Raw genomic sequence first — 17,433 nt, 5'->3', positions numbered from 1 at the left:
CACGACGCGAGCCTGGGAAATAGCTGAACGGATGAGGTCGGCGGGGCAACGGGCCGGACCCATGATCGCTTACGGTGTCGTCTGCTCATCCACCCTTGGAGGAAAATCAGTGTCAGAGCAGGTCGCACCGCCCCCCGCGCCGGACGCTCCGCAGACCCCGTCGAGCGCGCCGGCATCTCTCGGGGAGGCGGGCGCGCAGCCGGCGTCGCCGGTCGAGCCGGAGCAGAAGTCCGGTGGCAGGAAGAAGTTGCTCGGCGTCGTCGGCGCGATCGTCGCGTTCGCGGTCGTGGCGGGTCTGAAGTTCGGCCTGGCCGGCTTCTTCGACTCCGACGAGGCGGCCGAGGCGAAGGCCGGTGACTGCATCGCCGAGTTGTCCGAGGCGATCGGCGACGAGGAGGTCGAGGTCGACGGCGCGAAGGTGGTTCCGTGCACCGACACCGCCGCCGTGTACAACGTGGTCGGCCGGGTCGACGGCCAGACCGAGGCACAGGCCAGCTCCGGGGAGGCGTGCGAGCCGTACGTCAACGAGGACGAGTACTTCGTCTTCTACAACATCAAGCCCGGCGGCACCGGCTACCTGCTCTGCCTCACCAAGAAGGTCTGACGACGACCGGGCATCCATCCGGTGTCGACGGCGGCGCGGCAGGTCCGCGCCGCCGTCGGCGTGTCCACCCCTGTGGCGATGCGAACGGGAGGTGAATGCCACTGTTCCGGCGTCTTCCCGCGGCGGTCACCGCGTGGCAGGCTACCGGCACGTAAGACCACTGGGCGACCAGCCAACGATGACTGACCGCTAGGAGGACGGGCCGATGGGCGAGATGGTGACCTACCGTGGCGATTCTGGTACGGGTGAGGGATATCTCGCGATACCCGCCACCGGCACGGCCAGCCCGGCGGTGATCGTCATCCAGGACTGGTGGGGTCTGGTGCCCCACATCCGGTCGGTGGTGGACCGCTTCGCCGAGGCGGGCTTCGTCGCCCTCGCGCCGGACTTCCGCCGCGGCGAGCCGGCCGGTAGGCCGAGCGAGCCCCGGCAGATGCTGAACGGACCACAGATGGACGAGACGGCGCGCGAGATCGCCGCCGCCGCCGACTACCTCGCCGGCCGCATCGAGGTCACCGGCAAGGTCGGTTGCGCGGGATTCTGCGCCGGTGCGAGCCTGGCGCTGTGGTCGGCGAGTTTCTCCGAGCGGATCGTCGCCACCACGGCCTTCTATCCACGGCTGCCGTGGGAGGGCATGCGCGCCGAGTGGACCGACTACGCGGGCAAGGACGCGCTCGTGCACTGTTCGGAGGCGGACGGCACCTCCGCCGACCCGGGCATGCAGGCGGTACGGCGGGCCATCGAGAACGCCGGCGGCACCTGCCAGCTGCACGACTATCCAGGCACCGCGCACGCCTTCTTCAACGAGGACCGGCCCGAGAAGTTCGATCGGCGGGCCGCCACCAGCGCCTGGGCGCGTACCCTCGAACTCTTCCGGGCCAAGCTTGGTTGAGTCGCATACCTCACGCGAGGTCGTCGCCCGTGCGGCGCGCGCGGCCGACCTGGCCGACCTCGACGCGGCCGTCGCCGACTGCTTCGCCTGCCCCCGGCTGGTCGACTGGCGGGAGGAGGTGGCCCGCACGAGGCGGGCGGCGTTCCGTGACCAGGAGTACTGGGGGCGGCCGGTGCCCGGCTTCGGTGATCCCGCGGCCCGGATCGCGATCCTCGGCCTGGCTCCCGCCGCGCACGGCGGTAACCGCACCGGGCGGGTCTTCACCGGCGACCGCTCCGGCGACGTCCTCTTCGCCGCGCTGCACCGCGCCGGCCTGGCCAACCAACCGACAAGTGTGGCCGCCGACGACGGGCTGGCGCTGCGGCAGACGCGGATCTTCGCCGCCGTGCGCTGCGCCCCGCCGGACAACAAGCCGACCCCGGCCGAGCGGGACACCTGCGCACCCTGGTTGCACCGGGAGGTCGAACTGCTCCGGCCGTCGCTGCGGGTGGTGGTGGCGCTCGGTGCCTTCGCCTGGGCCGCCTGGTGGCCGGCGTTGCGTGCGGTGTACGGCCTCCGTCCGCCCACCCCGCGCCCACCGTTCGGTCATGGGGCACACTGGTCCGGCACGGCCGTACCGGAACTGCTCGGCTGTTATCACGTCAGCCAGCAGAACACCTTCACCGGGCGGCTGACACCAGGGATGCTGGACGATGTGTTCGCCCGGGCGAAACGATTGGCCGGGGTCGACTGAGGCTGCGGGGCGGTGACAATGGCGGACGGTAGGCGTGACTGCCGGCCGCACGCCCGGCCGGGCCGGAGGTAGCCGGATGGACGTCGTGCGCAGGTGGTGGCCGGTGGCGGCGGTGGTTGCCCTGCTCGCCGCCGCCGCCCTGGCCGCCGCGAACTCCTCGATCGGCGCGAGCCGGATCCCGCCCGGCGCGAAGGATGCGCCTTTCGTCCTGGAATACCCCAGCGGTGACCCGCGCCCGTCGATCCCGGCAGAGCCCCGGGAGGCCGCCGAGCAGACCCGCACCGAGATCCCGTCCTGGCTCGGCACGGCGGCGCTGGTGCTGCTCGGGCTGGCGCTGCTCGCCGTCCTCGGCTACCTGGCCTGGGTCCTGATGCGGGGGGTGGCCCGCCGGGTCACCCGGGCACTGCCGGCGCAGCCGACCCGGCGCGGCACCGGGGGCACCGCGGCCGAGGTGGTGGCGGCCGTCGACGCCGGCCTGGTCGAGCTGGACGACCGCGCCACCGACCCGCGCACGGCGGTGATCGCCTGCTGGGTACGCCTCGAAGAGGCAGCCGCCGGTGCCGGCGTGTCCCGGCTGGCCGGCGACACCCCCACCGACCTGGTCACCCGGCTGCTGCGCGGTGACCCGTCCACGGGAGTGCCGGCGATCGTCAGCGCCGACGTGCTGGCCGAGTTCGCGCAGGTCTACCGCGAGGCCCGGTACGCCACCCGTCCGGTCGGCGAGCAGACCCGTGACCAGGCCCGCGCGGCCCTACGCCGGCTGCGCGGCGAACTCACCGCAGCGGTGACGGCATGAGCAGCACCAGCATCGACGACCTGCTCAGCGTCGAGGAGGACCGGCGGGTCCAGCCCGAGCGGCGCGAGCACGGGCGGCTGCGTACCGTCGCCGGGGTTCTCGGTGTCACCACGGTGGCGAGCGTCGTGGTCGTCGCCGTACTGCGTGCGGTCGGGCTGCGGGTGTCGCTGCTGGTGTTGGTCGCCGCGGTCCTCACGCTGCTCGTGGTTCGCCGGATCGTCGCCGCGCTGACCCCGCCGCCGAAGTCCACCCACCACGGCCCGCGTCCTCGCGGCGGGGAGGAGGACGGCATGTACAACTGGGACGCCCGGGACGCGCTGCGCACCGCGATCAACGGCTGGGAACTGCCCCTCGACTGGTCCAGGACGCGGCCGGAACGGTTCACCAGCGTGATCGTGCCCCGCCTCGCCGAGCTGGCCGACGAGCGACTGCGGCTGAAGCACGGCCTGACCCGTGAGTTGGATCCGGTCCGGGCGCGTGCCCTGCTGGGCGAGCCACTGTGGACGTTCCTGGACACCCCACCCCGCCGCACCACTTCGCCGCGCGACCTCGCGGCGATCGTCGCCGAACTGGAGAAGATCTGATGAACGACGTCGGCCGGACCATGCCCCCCACCGAGGTCGGCCGCCTCGCCCGGGCGGTACTGGACGCGGTGGGTCAGGTCGTGGTCGGCAAGCGGGACTCCCTGGAACTGGTCCTGGCCGGCATCCTGGCCGGCGGGCACGTCCTGCTGGAGGACCTGCCGGGCCTGGGCAAGACGCTCACCGCGCGGTCCTTCGCCCAGGCGCTCGGGCTGGACTTCCGGCGCCTCCAGTTCACCCCGGACCTGCTGCCCGCCGACGTCACCGGTTCGTTCCTCTACGACCAGCGCAGCGGCGACTTCACGTTCCGGGCCGGGCCGGTCTTCACCAACCTGCTGCTCGCCGACGAGATCAACCGGACCCCGCCGAAAACCCAGTCGGCGCTGCTGGAGGCGATGCAGGAGAAGCAGGTCTCGGTGGAGGGTGTGACCTACCGGCTGGACGAGCCGTTCCACGTGCTGGCGACCGCCAACCCCATCGAGTACGAGGGCACCTACCCGCTGCCGGAGGCGCAGCTGGACCGGTTCCTGCTGCGGGTGTCGTTCGGCTACCCCGACCAGGAGGAGGAGTGGGAGGTGCTGCGCCGGCGGATGGCGCGCCGCCGCGAGGAGGCCGACATCAAGCCGGTCGTCGACGCGGGCACCCTGCGCGCCATGCAGGCCGCGCTGGAGGACGTGGTGGTCGAGGACTCGGTCGGCCGCTACATCGTGGCGCTCACCGCGGCCACCCGGGAGCACCCGTCCGTGCTGGTCGGCGCGTCACCGCGCGGCTCGCTGGCGCTGCTGCTGCTGGCCCGGGTACGCGCGGTGTTCTCCGGGCGGGACTACGTCGTGCCGGAGGACGTCAAGGACGTCGCGGCGCCGGCACTGTCGCACCGGATCACCCTGCGCCCGGAGATGTGGCTGCGGCGGGTGGATCCGTCCTTCGTGGTCGGCGAGGTCCTCGACGCCACCCCGGCGCCGGCCAGTGGTGCCCTGCCCAGCTACGCCGCCGGCCGGCCGGGGCACTGACCCGTCGTGAGCACCCCGGACCGACCGGCAACGCCCACCTGGGCGCCCACCTGGGCGCTCGGTCGAGCGGTGCTGCTCACCGGCCTGCTGCTGGTCGTCGCCGTGGTGCTGGGCCGGGTGGATCTGGTGGTGCTGGCCACTCCGTTCGCGCTCGGCACCGCGTACGCGTTGCGCCGCCGGCCCACCGAGCCGCCCCGGGTCTGGATCAGCGCCGACGACGGGCGTCTGGTGGAGGGCGGCGAGGTGGCCGGCACGGTGAGTGTCGGCAACCCCGGTGCGGCCAGCTACGACGTGGCGGTGCTGCGTGCCCGGGTCTCGCCCTGGCTGCGCATCGAGCGGGCGACTCTCGCCGGCGGCACCGTCGCCGGTGACGGCCGGCCGGCCGTGGCGGACCGCCCGTTCGTGACCTCGGTCGCCCCGGACACCGCCGTCGATCTGGAGCTGGCCGGCACCGCGCTGCGCTGGGGTGGCATCCGTTCGGCCCGGCGGGCGCCCGGGTCGCCGCGGCGCAGGGCCTGCTGGTCTCCCGCGCGGTGATCGCCGATCCGATCCGGTCCAAGGTGTACCCGAAGACCGAGCCGTTCGAGGCGGTCGAGGCGATGCCGCGGGCCGCCGGGCTGGTCGGCGCGCACCACTCGCGCCGTCCCGGCGAGGGCGGCGAGCTGGCCGGGGTGCGGGTCTTCGCCCCCGGTGACCGGCTGCGCCGCATCGACTGGCGGGTGTCGCTGCGGGCCCGGCAACTGCACGTGGCGGCCACCCTCTCCGACCGCGACGCCGAGGTGGTGGTGCTGCTCGACGTGCTGGCCGAGGCGGGCCGCTCCGGTGGGATCAACGGCACGGCGTCGGTGCTGGACACCACGGTCCGGGCTGCTGCCGCCATCGCCGAGCACTATCTGCACCGGGGCGACCGGGTGGCGCTGCTGGAATACGGACCGAGTGCCCGCCGGCTGCGCCCGGCCACCGGTCGCCGGCAGTACCTGACCGTGCTGGAGTGGCTGCTGGAGGTCAAGGCGCAGTCGTCCCCGCACGAACCATACGACCAGGTTTTCGGGCCGCAGTTGCTCTCCGCCGACGCGCTGGTGGTGGTGCTCACTCCGCTGCTGGAGGAACGTTCGGCGCAGATGCTGGCCCGGCTGGCCCGCTCGGGACGTTTCGTGGTGGCCGTGGACACCCTCCCGGCCGACCTGGCGCCGCCGAAGGACCGCGGTTGGGCCGAGGTGGCGTACCGGCTGTGGCGGCTGGACCGGGACACCATGATCGCCCAGCTGCGCGAGCACGGGGTGCCGGTGGTGCCGTGGGCCGGCGCCGGCAGCCTCGACCAGGTGCTGCGCGACGTGGCGAGGCTGGCCACCGCTCCCCGGGTGGGTGGCCGGTGAGCGCGAGGAACGCGGCGCGGCGCGGTGTCCGGGTCGCCGACGGAGGGCTGAGGCGGTGATCACGGCAGTCGTCGGGCGGGTCCGGGCGGTGCGGACCGCGGTCGGCCGGATCTCCCTGACCCCGGTGCTGGTCCGCGTGGGGGTCTTCCTCAGCGCGCTGGCGGGGCTGCTGCTGGCGTACCCCGCCGAGGTCGCCGCGGGACGGGCGCTGGGCCCCCTGGTCGCGGTCGCGGTGCTGCCCGCGCTGGCGCCGCGCCGGCTCTGGCCGACCTTCGCCGCGTTGGTCACGGTCGGCGGGTGGTTGCTCGCCACCGACGGGTACGACCGGCCGATCGCGCTGTGGCGGCTGATGGCGGTGGCGGTGGCGCTGTACCTCACCCACACGCTGTGCGCGCTGATCGCGGTGCTGCCGTACGACGCCGTGGTGGATCCGGACGTGATAGTGCGCTGGCTCACCCGTGCCGGGGCAGTGGTGCTCGCCACGTCGGTGCTCGGGGTGCTGCTGCTCGAACTGGACCGGGTCGGCCCCGACGGCAGCGGCTGGCAGGCGGTCACGATCGCCGGTCTGCTGGTCGCCGTCGGGTCGACCGCGTTGCTGGCCTGGCTGCTGCGACGCAGGTGACCGGCGGGGCCCGGGTGCCCGCCGGGAGGCTCGGGTCCGCTGTGGCGACGGTGTCGCCGGACGTCCGAGTCGTGCGGGTCACAGCGGTTGTGCTCGGTCACAGAAGGGAGCCGCGAGCGGGATTAGCGCAGCCGGTAGGGGAAAGATGGTAGGCGTGAATCCGAAGCGGATCCTTGTGGTGGGCGCCGGGCACGTCGGTCTCTACGCGGCGCTGCGCCTGTCGAAGAAGCTGAGTTCCCGCGAGGCTGAGGTCGTCGTCGTCGATCCCCAGCCGCACATGACGTACCAGCCGTTCCTGCCCGAGGCCGCGGCGGGAAACATCTCGCCGCGACACTCCGTGGTGCCGCTGCGTCGGGAGTTGCGCCGGTGCACGATCGTGGCCGGCGCGGTGACCCGGATCGACCACGCGAGCAGGACCGCCACCGTGCAGCCGATCGTCGGCCCGGTGCGGGAGATCACGTACGACCATGTGGTGATCGCCCCCGGCTCGGTCTCCCGGACCCTGCCGATCCCCGGCCTGCACGAGCACGGCATCGGCTTCAAGACCATCGGTGAGGCCATCTACCTGCGCAACCACGTGCTGGAGCAGCTGGACGTGGCCGCGGCGACGCCCGACCCCGAGGTGCGCCGCCGCGCGCTGACCTTCGTCTTCGTCGGCGGCGGGTACGCCGGCATCGAGGCGCTCGCCGAGATGGAGGACATGGCCCGGGACGCCCTGAAGTACTACCCGGAGCTGAGGCCGTCGGACATGCGGTGGGTGCTGGTCGAGGCCACCCAGCGGGTGTTGCCCGAGGTCGACCGGGACATGGGCGCCTACACGGTGCAGCAGCTGCTCAAGCGGGACATGGACATCCGGCTGGACACCCGGCTGGAGTCCTGCGTCGACGGGGTGGTCGAGCTTTCCGACGGCGACAGGTTCAGCGCGGACACCATCGTCTGGACCGCGGGGGTGAAGCCGTCGCCGATGCTGGACGCGACGGACTTCCCGCGCGAGGAGCGGCGCCGGGTCACCTGCCTGCCGACCCTCCAGGTGGTCGACGGTGACCGGGTGGTCGAGGGCGCCTGGAGCGCGGGTGACTGCGCCGCCGTGCCGGACCTGACCAAGCCGCCGGGCAACTACTGTTCGCCGAGCGCTCAGCACGCGGTGCGCCAGGCGCAGCGGATGGCCGACAACATCGTGGCCGTGGTCCGGGGCCGGGAGCCGGTCGCGTACAAGCACAAGCACGCGGGCAGCGTGGCCAGCCTCGGCCTGCACAAGGGCGTGGCCCAGGTCTACGGCGTCAAGATGACCGGGTGGCCCGCGTGGTTCATGCACCGGACGTACCACATGAGCCGGATCCCGTCGTTCAACCGCAAGGTCCGGGTCGTGGTCGACTGGACGCTGGCGTTCTTCCTCAAGCGCGAGGTGGTCGCCCTCGGCCAGTTGCACGACCCTCGCGAGGAGTTCGCCGAGGCGTCCCAGCCGCGCGGCAAGGGGTGAGCAGGACCTGGCGGGGGCTCCGTGCCGCGCGGCTGCCTTAGACCCGCCAGAACCAGGCGTCGGCGATCCGCGTCGACCGGCCGTAGAGCGCATCGAGCGTCAGGCGCAGGCTGTCGGCGTGCGGCGTGGCGACCGCCAGCACCACGCACGAGGCGCCCCAGTGCTCGACGTCCGCGGCGGCCCGGCGGCGCTGCTCCTCGCCGACGACCGGCCGGAGACCGCCCTTGGCCACCCCGGCCAGCAGCGCGGAAGTGGGTCGTGGGGCGATACCCATCGCGGCACTGCCGTCCCGGCCGTGCGGGCCGATGAAGAAGCCCTCCGGCATGCTGAAACCGGCGTTCGCGGCCGTCGCCCACCGCATCGCCCAAGGCTCCTTCGGCGTCGCCAGCGGCACCGGCACCAGCACACCGCCCGGCCGCACACACGTCCGCCAGTGGCCGGCCGTGATGAACTCCGGAACCGGCACCCGCTGCGCGGCGGGCAGCGGCGCCGGCACCACCGGCACCAACGCCACGGCTGCCGCCATCAGGACCAGTCGTCGAGGACGGCCGCCGGTGCGCAGCGCCCGGTCCACCGCCAACACCAGGATCGTCGCCGCCAGCGGCGGTACGGCCAGGGCGAAGCGCATCGGCAGCGCGCCGTCGATCACCGGAAGCCCACCGAGCAGCGCGTACGGGCCGGGTAGGCCGGTGCCCTCCCGGTTGGCGACCACTTCGGGGCCGAGCGAGAGGGCACCCATCACCAGGATGCCGGTGGCGCAGGCCAGCACCAGCGGGCGGCGCCCCAACCAGATCGCGCACCCGGCCGTGACCACCAGGAGCGGCCAGCCCAGGAACGTGTTGTACTCGGCCGGGCCGGTGGTCAGCCCGGCCGAGCGTTCGTTCCCGGCCAGGCTGAGCGGGGAGATGGCCCACCAGCTGCGCAGGTCGGCCGAGAAGTAGTGCGGGCTGAACATGCCGTCGGCGACGCCCAGCGGCCCGGCGAACTGGAACCACAGCGGGCGGGCGAGCACCAGCAGGGCAAGCCCGCTGGCGAGCGCCATCCCGCCGGCGAAGGCGGGCAGCGCGCGGCGGGCCAGGTCACGATCCACGGCGATCATCGTCACCGCCATCACCAGCAGGGTGAGCGCGCCGAGGAACAGCACCTCCTCACCGATGAACACCTGCGCGGACACGGCGGCGGCGAGCGCCACCGCCGTGGTGACCAGCCGCCGCCGGTCCGGCCGGCCGCCGGCCGCGCCGCCGCCGGGGCCTGAGCCGGATCGACCGGCGGTCGGGTCGGCGGCCTGGCGCAGGCGTACCACCAGCCAGACGATGACGGGGAGCAACCACTGGGCGGTCATGTGCAGGTGGCTGTTGCTCTGCGACACCATCCCGGGGCCGAAGCCGCACAGCGCGCCGCCCAGCACCGCGGCGGCCCGGTGCGCCCGCAGCGTGCGGCTGAACAGGAAGTACCAGGCGGTCGCGGTGCCGGCGAGGTTGCCGGCCACGAGCAGGGCGAAGGTGACCGGCGCACCGCACAGCAGGGTGACCGGCGCGAGCAGCACACCGAGGGCGATGACCGAGGTGTTGGCCATCAGGTTTACCCCGTGGGGCGCATTCAGCCGGTCGGTGAACAGGCCGAAGTCGCCCAGCACCGCCCGCGCGTCGACCGCGAGGAACCATTCGTAGAGGGCCTGGTCCGCCGGGTTGAGGGTGAGCACCCGTCCGGCCGGATCGGGCCAGAGCCCGTGGGTGAGCCAGCCGGCGAGGGCCGCGAGGAGCAGCACCACGACCAGGTCGGTCCGGTGCCGGGCGGCGGCACGGGCCAGCCGGTGAACGCCTGGCCGGCCTGCCCGTCCGATGCGGTGGCCGGCCCGCTCGGCCACGTCGTCTGGGGAGGCGGTCCGTGCGGCGCTGCTCACGGTTTCGACCCTAGTGGCGACGGTCAGCGCCGGGACGCCGCAGTGGCCGCGAACCCGCTACCGTGGCACTGCACCGCGCGTGCCGGCGCGTCGGGGTCACCCGCCCGGGTGGTGGAACGGTAGACACGGCCGCCTTAAAAGCGGCTGCCGCAAGGCGTGCGGGTTCGACCCCCGCCCCGGGCACGGTCAGCTCCGTCAGCAGGCGAGCAGGGCGATGACGAGCGACGGGCAGCGCCGCGCGGCCAACAGCACACCGCCGGTGCCGATCCCGACCACGGCGCTCACCGTGACGGCGCGGGCCACCGGAAGGCATCAGGTCCCGGCAGCGCGCGTTGGTGCCGTCGTGGGCTCGGCCGTGGGCGTCGGCCCCGATCCTGGCCACCGGCGCCCGGACACGGCGACCGCCTGACCCGCTCCGGGGCACTCTCAGCGTTCGCTCAGCAATCCGATCACCACCGGGCTGGCCCGGGCGTTTACTCTTGTAGCGCGCGTCGACGTGCCACGACCCCCTTAGGGAGGCCAGACAGTGAAGACCTCGAACCCGGTGCTCGCCCGGCTCGGCCAGGCGGCCGAGCGGGAGCGGGCCGCTGGGTACGCCCCGACCGGGCCGTACGGACAGCCCGGTCATCCCCAGCAGTACCCCCCGCAGGCCGGTTACCCCGGTGCGGCGGGCTTCCCGTCCGCTCCGCCGGCCGTCACCCCCATGTCGATCGACGACGTGGTGGTCAAGACGGTCATGCTCCTGGGCATCCTCGGCGTCACCGCCGCGGCGGCGTGGGTGCTGGTCCCCGACGCGCTGCTCGGCGTCGCCTGGATCGGTGCCGCGGTCGTCGGCCTGGTGCTCGGCCTGATCATCTCCTTCTCCCGGATGGCGAACCCGGCGCTGGTCGTCGCGTACGCCGTCGTCGAGGGCGTCCTGGTCGGCGCGGTCAGCAAGTTCTTCGAATCGCTGTACGACGGCATCGTGCTCCAGGCGGTGACCGCCACCTTCGGTGTCTTCTTCGTGATGGCCATGCTCTACCGGGCACGGGTCATCCGGGCGACGCCGAAGTTCGTCAAGGGCATGATCGCGGTGATGGCGGGCCTGTTCGCCGTCATGCTGATCAACCTGGTGCTGGCGCTGTTCGGCGTCAACACCGGCCTGCGGGACGGCAGCCCGCTGGCCATCGGGTTCAGCATCGTCTGCATCGTGGTCGCCTCGCTGAGCTTCATCCTCAGCTTCAAGGAGGTCGAGGACGGCGTCCGGATGGGCCTGCCGCAGCGCTATTCCTGGGTGGCCGCGTTCGGCATCCTGGTCAGCCTGATCTGGCTCTACATCGAGATGCTGCGCCTGATCAGCTATTTCCAGGGCGACGACTGACCTCGCCGCCAGCGACCGACCGGCGCCCGCCCCCACCCGGAGGCGGGCGCCGTCGCACTCCCTCCTCCCCCTCCCCACCCCGCCGGCGTTGATCATGCAGTTGTGGTAGTCGATATAATACTTTACGCCCCTTTTGTCGGGTGCCACAACTGCATGATCGGCGCGACGCGGCGCGACGCGGCGCGACGCGGCGCGACGGGGTGGGGGCGGGTGGGGTGGGTGGGTAGGGTGTGGGGGTGGGGGTGGGGAGGGCGGTGGAGTTGCTGGTGCAGCAGGTGGCGCACTGGCAGCAGCCGCGGTGGGCGGCCGTCGCGGCCGGCGGCAACGTCTCCCGGGCGGATCTGGTGCACCGACTGGTGCAGGAGATCGCCAACCTCGCCGCCGACGCGGAGGGACAGCCGCGACGCACCGTTCCCCGGCTCGACAACGACCTCGCTCTGCCCGACCAGTTGCGGGTGGTCGCGGCCGACCTGCTCGCCGCAGGCCCGGACGGCGAGGTGCTGGCCCGGGCCGCCGCAGAGGTGGCCGCGACCCGGACCGTGCTGTAGTGCGGTGGCCAGAAACGTCTACCGGGCCGCGCCGGGTCCAGCCGACGACCGGCGGCGTTGGGGCCGGGCCTGGATGCAACACCGGTATCCAGGCCCGACCCCGCCTTGCCGGATCGCCGCCTGGACCTCGACGCGACACCGCCAACGTTCCTGGACACCGCACGAGGCGCACCGACCGGGCGGCGGCCCGGCTCAGGTCAGACGTTCCAGAACCATCGCCATGCCCTGCCCGCCGCCGACGCACATCGTCTCCAGACCGATGGTCCTGTCGTGCCACTGCAGGGCGTTGAGCAGCGTGCCGGTGATCCGGGCGCCGGTCATCCCGAAGGGGTGGCCGACGGCGATCGCGCCGCCCGCGACGTTCAGCTTCTCCTCGGGGATGCCGAGCTGGCGGTACGACGGGATCACCTGGGCGGCGAACGCCTCGTTGATCTCGACCAGGTCGACGTCGTCGATGGTCATGCCGGCCCGCGCCAGCGCCTGCCGGCTCGCCTCGACCGGGCCGAGGCCCATGATCTCCGGCGACAGGGCGGTGACGCCCGTGGAGACGATCCGAGCCAGCGGGGTGACGCCAAGTTCCTCGGCCCGCTGGGCGCTCATCACGACCACGGCGGCGGCCCCGTCGTTGAGCGGGCAGCAGTTGCCGGCGGTGATCCGTCCGTCCGGGCGGAAGACCGGTTTGAGGGCGGAGACGGCCTCCAGGGTCACCCCGGCGCGCGGGCCGTCGTCACTGCTGACCACCGTGCCGTCGGGGGTGGTGACCGGGGTGATCTCCCGGGCCCAGAAGCCGTCGGCGATCGCCTTCTCGGCCAGGTTCTGGCTGCGTACGCCGAACGCGTCCATCTCCGCGCGGGTCACGTCGTACACCTGGGCGAGGTTCTCGGCGGTCTGCCCCATGGCCAGGTAGACGTCCGGCAGCGCATCCTTCTCACGCGGGTCGGTCCAGACCGGCGCGCTGGCCTCGGTACGGGCCTTGGACCGCTCGCGCGCCTGCGCGAAGCGGGGATTCTCCCAGCGGCCGACCAGGGCCTGCGCCTCCGGCGGCAACCCGTCGGAGCTGCCCCGGGCGTAGCGGGAGACGATCTCCACCCCGGCGGAGATGAAGACGTCGCCCTCGCCGGCCCGGATCGCGTGCATCGCCATCCGGGTGGTCTGCAACGAGGAGGCGCAGTAGCGGGTGGTGGTGGCACCGGGCAGCCGGTCGAGGCCCATCAGTACCGCGACCACCCGGGCGATGTTGAATCCCTGCTCGCCGCCGGGCAGGCCGCACCCGAGGTAGAAATCGTCGATCTGCTGCGGGTCGAGCTGGGGGACCTTGTCCAGGGCGGCCTGCACGATGGTCGCGGCAAGGTCGTCCGGGCGGAGGTCGCGCAGGGACCCCTTGTGGGCCCGGCCGATGGGGGAGCGGGCGGTGGCGACGATGACGGCGTCGCGGGACGACTCAATCGGCATGAGCCAACGCTAACCCGCTGGTAACTTGCAGCGGAAGTTTTCCGGCCGCCGGGAAATGTCACCCACCGCCACCGGCCCGCCGCCGGTCGGGGCGCGGGCGGGTCACCGGCGGGGGCGACCGCCGCCGCGGCGGCCACCGCGGGCAACAGCGCGTGCGCCCAGACGCGGTAGCCGTCGGCGGAGGGGTGGTAGCCGTCGTGGCAGAAGGTGCCGGCATCGGCCCGGAACACCGGGCCGGTTTCGGTGGCCAGATCCACCACCGTCCCACCGGCGTCGAGCACCGCGCCGGTCTGGGCCCGGGCAACCTGACGCCCGACCCAGCCGACGACGTGCCGCAGGGGCGGCGCGATCGCCCGTACGGCGCCGAGATCCGGGCAGGTGCCGACCACGACCTCGACACCGGCCTGCCGCAACCGGTGCACGGCGGCGCCGAGGTAGGCGGCGGCTTCGGCCGGGCGGCGCATGCTGGTGACGTCGTTGGCCCCGACCAGGATGACCGCCACGTCCGGCCGCTCGCCCAGCAAGGCCCGGGCCACCTGGGTGGCCAGGTCGGTGGAGCGCGAACCGGAGACGCCGACGCTGGACAGGTGGACCCGGCGCCCGACCGGGCCCTCGGTGAGCAACTCGGCCAGTTGCCCGCCGATGGTGTCGCCGAGACGGTCCACCCCGACGCCGAGGGCGGCGGAGTCGCCGAGCAGCACCAGCCGCAGCGGCGGGGCGCCGGTGCGTCCGACGGTCGCCCGCAGCGCCAGCCCGAGCTCCGGCTGGGCGTAGCGACGGTTGCGGGCCACCGCGGCCTGGCCGGCGAGCACCGCCGCGCCGCCGATTGTGCCGGCGAGCAGGGAGACGGCGGCGGTGCGGGCCACCCGACCGGCGGCCCGCACGCCGGGAGACAGGCCGGTCATCTCGCCACCCCCGGATGTGTCCCGGCACCGCCCCGCGACTCGTACGGGTGACTGATCCCCTTGGTCATGTGCGTCCTTCCACGGCGGGTGAGCCGGCGGTGGGAGCTGACTGCGGCGTCGCCCCGGCACCGAAGAATCCCCGCCGGCGTAGTTGCGCCCAACGGCCGGCGGGGCCGCTGTCGCTGCCCCGGACCTGCGTACCGCTGACCTCCGTCCCCGGGTGCCGGGCCGCCTGCTGAGCGGCCTTCGGCAACGACCGTACGCCCTCCAGACGCATGGGCGAAGGCCTGCGTTCGGCGCCGTACCCCAACGCGGAGAGGACCGTGGGCAGCAGGGCGGCGGCGGCCATGGCGTAGCCGTCGGCGGAGGGGTGGAACCGGTCCCAGGAGAACATCCGCCCCGGTTCGGCGGTGAACCGGGGGCCGAGCAGGTCACCGAGGGAGACCGTCCAACCACCGGCAGAGACGACCGCGACGGTCTGCGCGGCGGCGAGCTGGCGGCTCCACCGGCGGGCCAGCCACCGCAGCGGCGGCTGGATGGGGCGGATCGCCCCCAGGTCGGGGCAGGTGCCGACGACCACCTCGACCCCGGCCGCCCGCAGCGCCCGGACCCCCTCGACGAGGTAGCGCACGGCCAGGGTGGGCGGCGTCCGGTTTGTCACGTCGTTGCCGCCGATCAGGATGACCGCGACGTCGGGGCCGGCCTCCAGGGCCGCCTCGACCTGGAATCGAAGCCCGGCCGAGATGGCGCCCACCACGGCGAAGCGGTGCAGGCGGACCGGCCGCTGGAGGCGCCGGGACAGGCCGGTCGCCAGCAGCGCGCCGGGTGTCTCGCGGCGCCGGTGCACGCCGTACCCGGCGGCCGACGAGTCACCGAGGACGACCATGGTGATCGCGGGCCCGGGAAACTTCGCGCCGTAGACGCCGTCGCAGCGCGGTGGCGGCGCCTCGGCCGTCGGGATGATGCGGCGGGCCTGGCGGGCCTGACCGAGAAGCACACCGGTGGTCGCCGCGGCCGCCGCCGCGGTGGCGCCGGTGCCGATCGCGGCCAGCCGGGCCACCCGCAGGGCGCGCCGCCAGCGCGGACGATCCGGTACGACGGAACCAGCGACCCCCATACCGTGACACTAGCGCGCCTGTCCGACGGGCCGCTGTCGTCGTCACGGCGCTCCGGTGCCTGGAAAACGACCGTCCTGGGTACTTGGATGAAGGGGAGTTGCGACGGGTCGTCACGCTGCACGTGGAGAGGAGCAGGACGATGGCTAAGACGTTGAAGCGGGGTGCCGCGTTCGTGGCCCTGGCGCGGGCCCTGACCGCCGGTGCCCGGGGCGGGCCGTCGCTCGGGGCGCGGATCGGTGCGCTGCCCCGGATGATTGCGGCGACCGCCCGGGGCGAGTACGACGGTGGCCTCCGGCTGGCCATGATGACTGCGGCGGCGGCGTACATCGCCTCGCCTGTCGACGTGGTTCCAGAGCTGTTCCTCGCGGTGTTCGGCCTGCTGGACGACGCCGTGATGGTCACCTGGCTGGCCGGTGCGGTGCTCGCCGAGACCGAGCGGTTCCTGGAGTGGGAGACGCGGCGCAGCTCCGTGGTCCCCGGTCAGGTGGTGCCCTGACCCACGTACCCTGGGCGCGGGAATTTCACCTGAGACACCCGCCCGGCCTGGCGTGCCGGCGCCGGAGCAGAAGGGCACAACGACGTGCAGTACTACGACAACGTCGTCGAGATGATCGGCAACACCCCGCTGGTGCGGCTACGCAACGTCGCAGCGGGCATCCGCGCGACCGTGCTGGCGAAGGTGGAGTACCTCAACCCCGGCGGGTCGGTGAAGGACCGGATCGCGCTGCGCATGGTGGAGGACGCGGAGGCGGCGGGCATCCTCCGGCCGGGCGGCACCATCGTCGAGCCGACCAGCGGCAACACCGGCGTCGGGCTCGCCCTGGTGGCTCAGCTCAAGGGCTACCGCTGTGTCTTCGTCTGCCCCGACAAGGTCAGCCAGGACAAGCAGGACGTGCTGCGGGCGTACGGCGCGGAGGTGGTGGTCTGCCCGACCGCCGTGGCGCCGGAGGATCCCCGCTCGTACTACAACGTCTCCGATCGGCTGGCCCGGGAGATCCCCGGCGCGTGGAAACCCAACCAGTACGCCAACCCGGCGAACCCGCGCTCGCACTACGAGACGACCGGCCCGGAGCTGTGGAAGCAGACCGAGGGCCGGATCACCCACTTCGTCGCCGGCGTGGGCACCGGCGGCACGATCTCCGGCATCGGGCGTTACCTGAAGGAGGCGTCCGCCGGACAGGTCAAGGTCATCGGCGCCGACCCGGAGGGCTCGGTCTACTCCGGCGGCACCGGCCGGCCCTACCTGGTCGAGGGGGTCGGCGAGGACTTCTGGCCGGAGACGTACGACCGGAGCGTCGCCGACCAGATCATCGAGGTGTCGGACCAGCAGTCCTTCGAGATGACCCGGCGGCTGGCCCGCGAGGAGGGGCTGCTGGTCGGCGGCTCCTGCGGGATGGCGGCGGTGGCGGCGCTGGAGGTGGCCCGCGCCGCCGGCCCGGACGACGTGATCGTGGTGCTGCTGCCGGACGGCGGCCGGGGCTATCTCTCCAAGATCTTCAACGATTCCTGGATGGCCCGCTACGGGTTCCTGGACAACTCCGGCTCCGAGCCGACCGTGGCGGAGGCGCTGGTCAGCAAGCCGGGTGAGCTGCCCGAGCTGGTGCACGTGCATCCGACCGAGACGGTCCGCGACGCGATCGACTACATGCGCGAGTACGGCGTCTCGCAACTGCCGGTGCTCAAGGCCGAACCGCCGGTGGTCACCGGCGAGGTGGCCGGCTCGATCGCCGAGAAGGACCTGCTGGATGCCCTCTTCACCGGGCAGGCACAGCTGCACGACACGATCGAGCGGCACATGGCGCCGCCGCTGCCGATGATCGGCGGCGGTCAGCCGGTCAGCGAGGCGGTGAACCTGCTGGAGAAGTCCGACGCGGCGCTGGTGCTGATCGACGGCAAGCCCAAGGGCGTACTGACCCGCCAGGACCTGCTGGCCCACCTCGGCGCCCGCTGACCCCGCGACGACCCTTGCCGATGGCGGGTGGGCCTTCGGACCGGCATGGACGGGTGACGGGCGCCGCTGGATCGTCAGCGGCGGGCGGCGTGGCGCCGGGCG

Annotated in this window: 15 protein-coding genes, 1 tRNA gene and 2 pseudogenes; 14 read left to right on the top strand and 4 right to left on the bottom strand. The window is 73.3% G+C overall.

Features of this window, described 5'->3' with window-relative positions:
- Positions 1-109 precede the first annotated feature (109 nt).
- The 9 genes and pseudogenes from KIF24_RS25895 (at position 110) to KIF24_RS25855 (ending at position 8,094) form a co-directional block, all read left to right on the top strand.
- Entirely contained in the window at positions 110-604 is a 495-nt protein-coding gene (locus KIF24_RS25895; protein ID WP_221086260.1) for an LppU/SCO3897 family protein, read from the top strand.
- Between the two features lie 205 nt (positions 605-809).
- Positions 810-1,496: a dienelactone hydrolase family protein gene (locus KIF24_RS25890; RefSeq protein ID WP_221086259.1), complete on the top strand. Its 687-nt coding sequence runs from the start codon at positions 810-812 to the stop codon at positions 1,494-1,496.
- A complete protein-coding gene (locus KIF24_RS25885; RefSeq protein ID WP_221086258.1) occupies positions 1,489-2,229 on the top strand; it encodes a uracil-DNA glycosylase in 741 nt (246 codons plus the stop codon). Before KIF24_RS25890 ends, KIF24_RS25885 begins: the two co-directional genes overlap by 8 nt.
- Positions 2,230-2,305: 76 nt before the next feature.
- Entirely contained in the window at positions 2,306-3,025 is a 720-nt protein-coding gene (locus KIF24_RS25880) for a DUF4129 domain-containing protein (protein ID WP_221086257.1), read from the top strand.
- On the top strand, positions 3,022-3,609 hold the full coding sequence (locus KIF24_RS25875) for a hypothetical protein (protein WP_221086256.1): 588 nt from the start codon (positions 3,022-3,024) through the stop codon (positions 3,607-3,609). Before KIF24_RS25880 ends, KIF24_RS25875 begins: the two co-directional genes overlap by 4 nt.
- On the top strand, positions 3,609-4,616 hold the full coding sequence (locus KIF24_RS25870; RefSeq protein WP_221086255.1) for an AAA family ATPase: 1,008 nt from the start codon (positions 3,609-3,611) through the stop codon (positions 4,614-4,616). Before KIF24_RS25875 ends, KIF24_RS25870 begins: the two co-directional genes overlap by 1 nt.
- A 6-nt stretch (positions 4,617-4,622) precedes the next feature.
- Positions 4,623-5,992: pseudogene (locus tag KIF24_RS25865) on the top strand (DUF58 domain-containing protein).
- A gap of 58 nt (positions 5,993-6,050) precedes the next feature.
- Positions 6,051-6,614 (top strand): hypothetical protein, encoded by a 564-nt coding sequence (locus tag KIF24_RS25860; RefSeq protein WP_221087550.1) that lies wholly within the window; start codon positions 6,051-6,053, stop codon positions 6,612-6,614.
- A gap of 154 nt (positions 6,615-6,768) precedes the next feature.
- Entirely contained in the window at positions 6,769-8,094 is a 1,326-nt protein-coding gene (locus KIF24_RS25855) for an NAD(P)/FAD-dependent oxidoreductase (protein WP_221086254.1), read from the top strand.
- A gap of 37 nt (positions 8,095-8,131) precedes the next feature.
- On the opposite strand, the gene KIF24_RS25850 is transcribed toward KIF24_RS25855, so the two are convergent.
- The gene (locus tag KIF24_RS25850; protein WP_221086253.1) at positions 8,132-9,997 is read right to left on the bottom strand and encodes a hypothetical protein; all 1,866 of its coding nucleotides are present in this window, start codon (positions 9,995-9,997) and stop codon (positions 8,132-8,134) included.
- A gap of 102 nt (positions 9,998-10,099) precedes the next feature.
- Between KIF24_RS25850 and KIF24_RS25845 the strand changes: the two genes are divergently transcribed.
- The 3 genes from KIF24_RS25845 to KIF24_RS25835 all read left to right on the top strand — a co-directional run bounded on the left by KIF24_RS25845 (position 10,100) and on the right by KIF24_RS25835 (position 11,905).
- A tRNA-Leu gene (locus tag KIF24_RS25845) sits at positions 10,100-10,180 on the top strand.
- Between the two features lie 343 nt (positions 10,181-10,523).
- Positions 10,524-11,357, top strand: a complete 834-nt coding sequence (locus KIF24_RS25840; protein ID WP_221086252.1) for a Bax inhibitor-1/YccA family protein — start codon at positions 10,524-10,526, stop codon at positions 11,355-11,357.
- 254 nt (positions 11,358-11,611) lie between these two features.
- Positions 11,612-11,905 carry a hypothetical protein gene (locus KIF24_RS25835; protein WP_221087549.1) on the top strand — a complete coding sequence of 98 codons (294 nt, stop codon included), beginning with the start codon at positions 11,612-11,614 and terminating at the stop codon, positions 11,903-11,905.
- Between the two features lie 192 nt (positions 11,906-12,097).
- Here the strand turns inward: KIF24_RS25835 and KIF24_RS25830 are convergent, their stop codons facing one another.
- The 3 genes and pseudogenes from KIF24_RS25830 to KIF24_RS25820 form a co-directional block, all read right to left on the bottom strand.
- On the bottom strand, positions 12,098-13,357 hold the full coding sequence (locus tag KIF24_RS25830) for an acetyl-CoA C-acetyltransferase (protein WP_221086251.1): 1,260 nt from the start codon (positions 13,355-13,357) through the stop codon (positions 12,098-12,100).
- 110 nt (positions 13,358-13,467) lie between these two features.
- Positions 13,468-14,262: pseudogene (locus KIF24_RS25825) on the bottom strand (SGNH/GDSL hydrolase family protein); the annotation flags it as partial.
- A 64-nt stretch (positions 14,263-14,326) separates the two neighbouring features.
- Positions 14,327-15,379: an SGNH/GDSL hydrolase family protein gene (locus KIF24_RS25820; RefSeq protein WP_221086250.1), complete on the bottom strand. Its 1,053-nt coding sequence runs from the start codon at positions 15,377-15,379 to the stop codon at positions 14,327-14,329.
- Positions 15,380-15,519: 140 nt separating this feature from the next.
- Between KIF24_RS25820 and KIF24_RS25815 the strand changes: the two genes are divergently transcribed.
- A complete protein-coding gene (locus KIF24_RS25815) occupies positions 15,520-15,876 on the top strand; it encodes a YkvA family protein (RefSeq protein WP_221086249.1) in 357 nt (118 codons plus the stop codon).
- A gap of 84 nt (positions 15,877-15,960) precedes the next feature.
- Positions 15,961-17,331 (top strand): cystathionine beta-synthase, encoded by a 1,371-nt coding sequence (locus tag KIF24_RS25810; protein ID WP_221086248.1) that lies wholly within the window; start codon positions 15,961-15,963, stop codon positions 17,329-17,331.
- The last annotated feature ends 102 nt before the right edge of the window (positions 17,332-17,433 follow it).

This window comes from Micromonospora tarapacensis (assembly GCF_019697375.1).
GTDB lineage: Bacteria > Actinomycetota > Actinomycetes > Mycobacteriales > Micromonosporaceae > Micromonospora > Micromonospora tarapacensis.
The sequence above is the reverse complement of the archived record's forward strand: the minus strand, read 5'-3'. Positions and strand labels throughout refer to the sequence as shown.

What these genes read in the sequence shown, in the direction of transcription:
- KIF24_RS25890 (WP_221086259.1), top strand. Translation starts at nt 810, where the DNA reads ATGGGCGAGATGGTGACCTACCGTGGCGATTCTGGTACGGGTGAGGGA.
- KIF24_RS25880 (WP_221086257.1), top strand. Translation starts at nt 2,306, where the DNA reads ATGGACGTCGTGCGCAGGTGGTGGCCGGTGGCGGCGGTGGTTGCCCTG.
- KIF24_RS25875 (WP_221086256.1), top strand. Translation starts at nt 3,022, where the DNA reads ATGAGCAGCACCAGCATCGACGACCTGCTCAGCGTCGAGGAGGACCGG.
- KIF24_RS25870 (WP_221086255.1), top strand. Translation starts at nt 3,609, where the DNA reads ATGAACGACGTCGGCCGGACCATGCCCCCCACCGAGGTCGGCCGCCTC.
- KIF24_RS25830 (WP_221086251.1), bottom strand. Translation starts at nt 13,357, where the DNA reads ATGCCGATTGAGTCGTCCCGCGACGCCGTCATCGTCGCCACCGCCCGC.
- KIF24_RS25820 (WP_221086250.1), bottom strand. Translation starts at nt 15,379, where the DNA reads ATGGGGGTCGCTGGTTCCGTCGTACCGGATCGTCCGCGCTGGCGGCGC.
- KIF24_RS25815 (WP_221086249.1), top strand. Translation starts at nt 15,520, where the DNA reads ATGGCTAAGACGTTGAAGCGGGGTGCCGCGTTCGTGGCCCTGGCGCGG.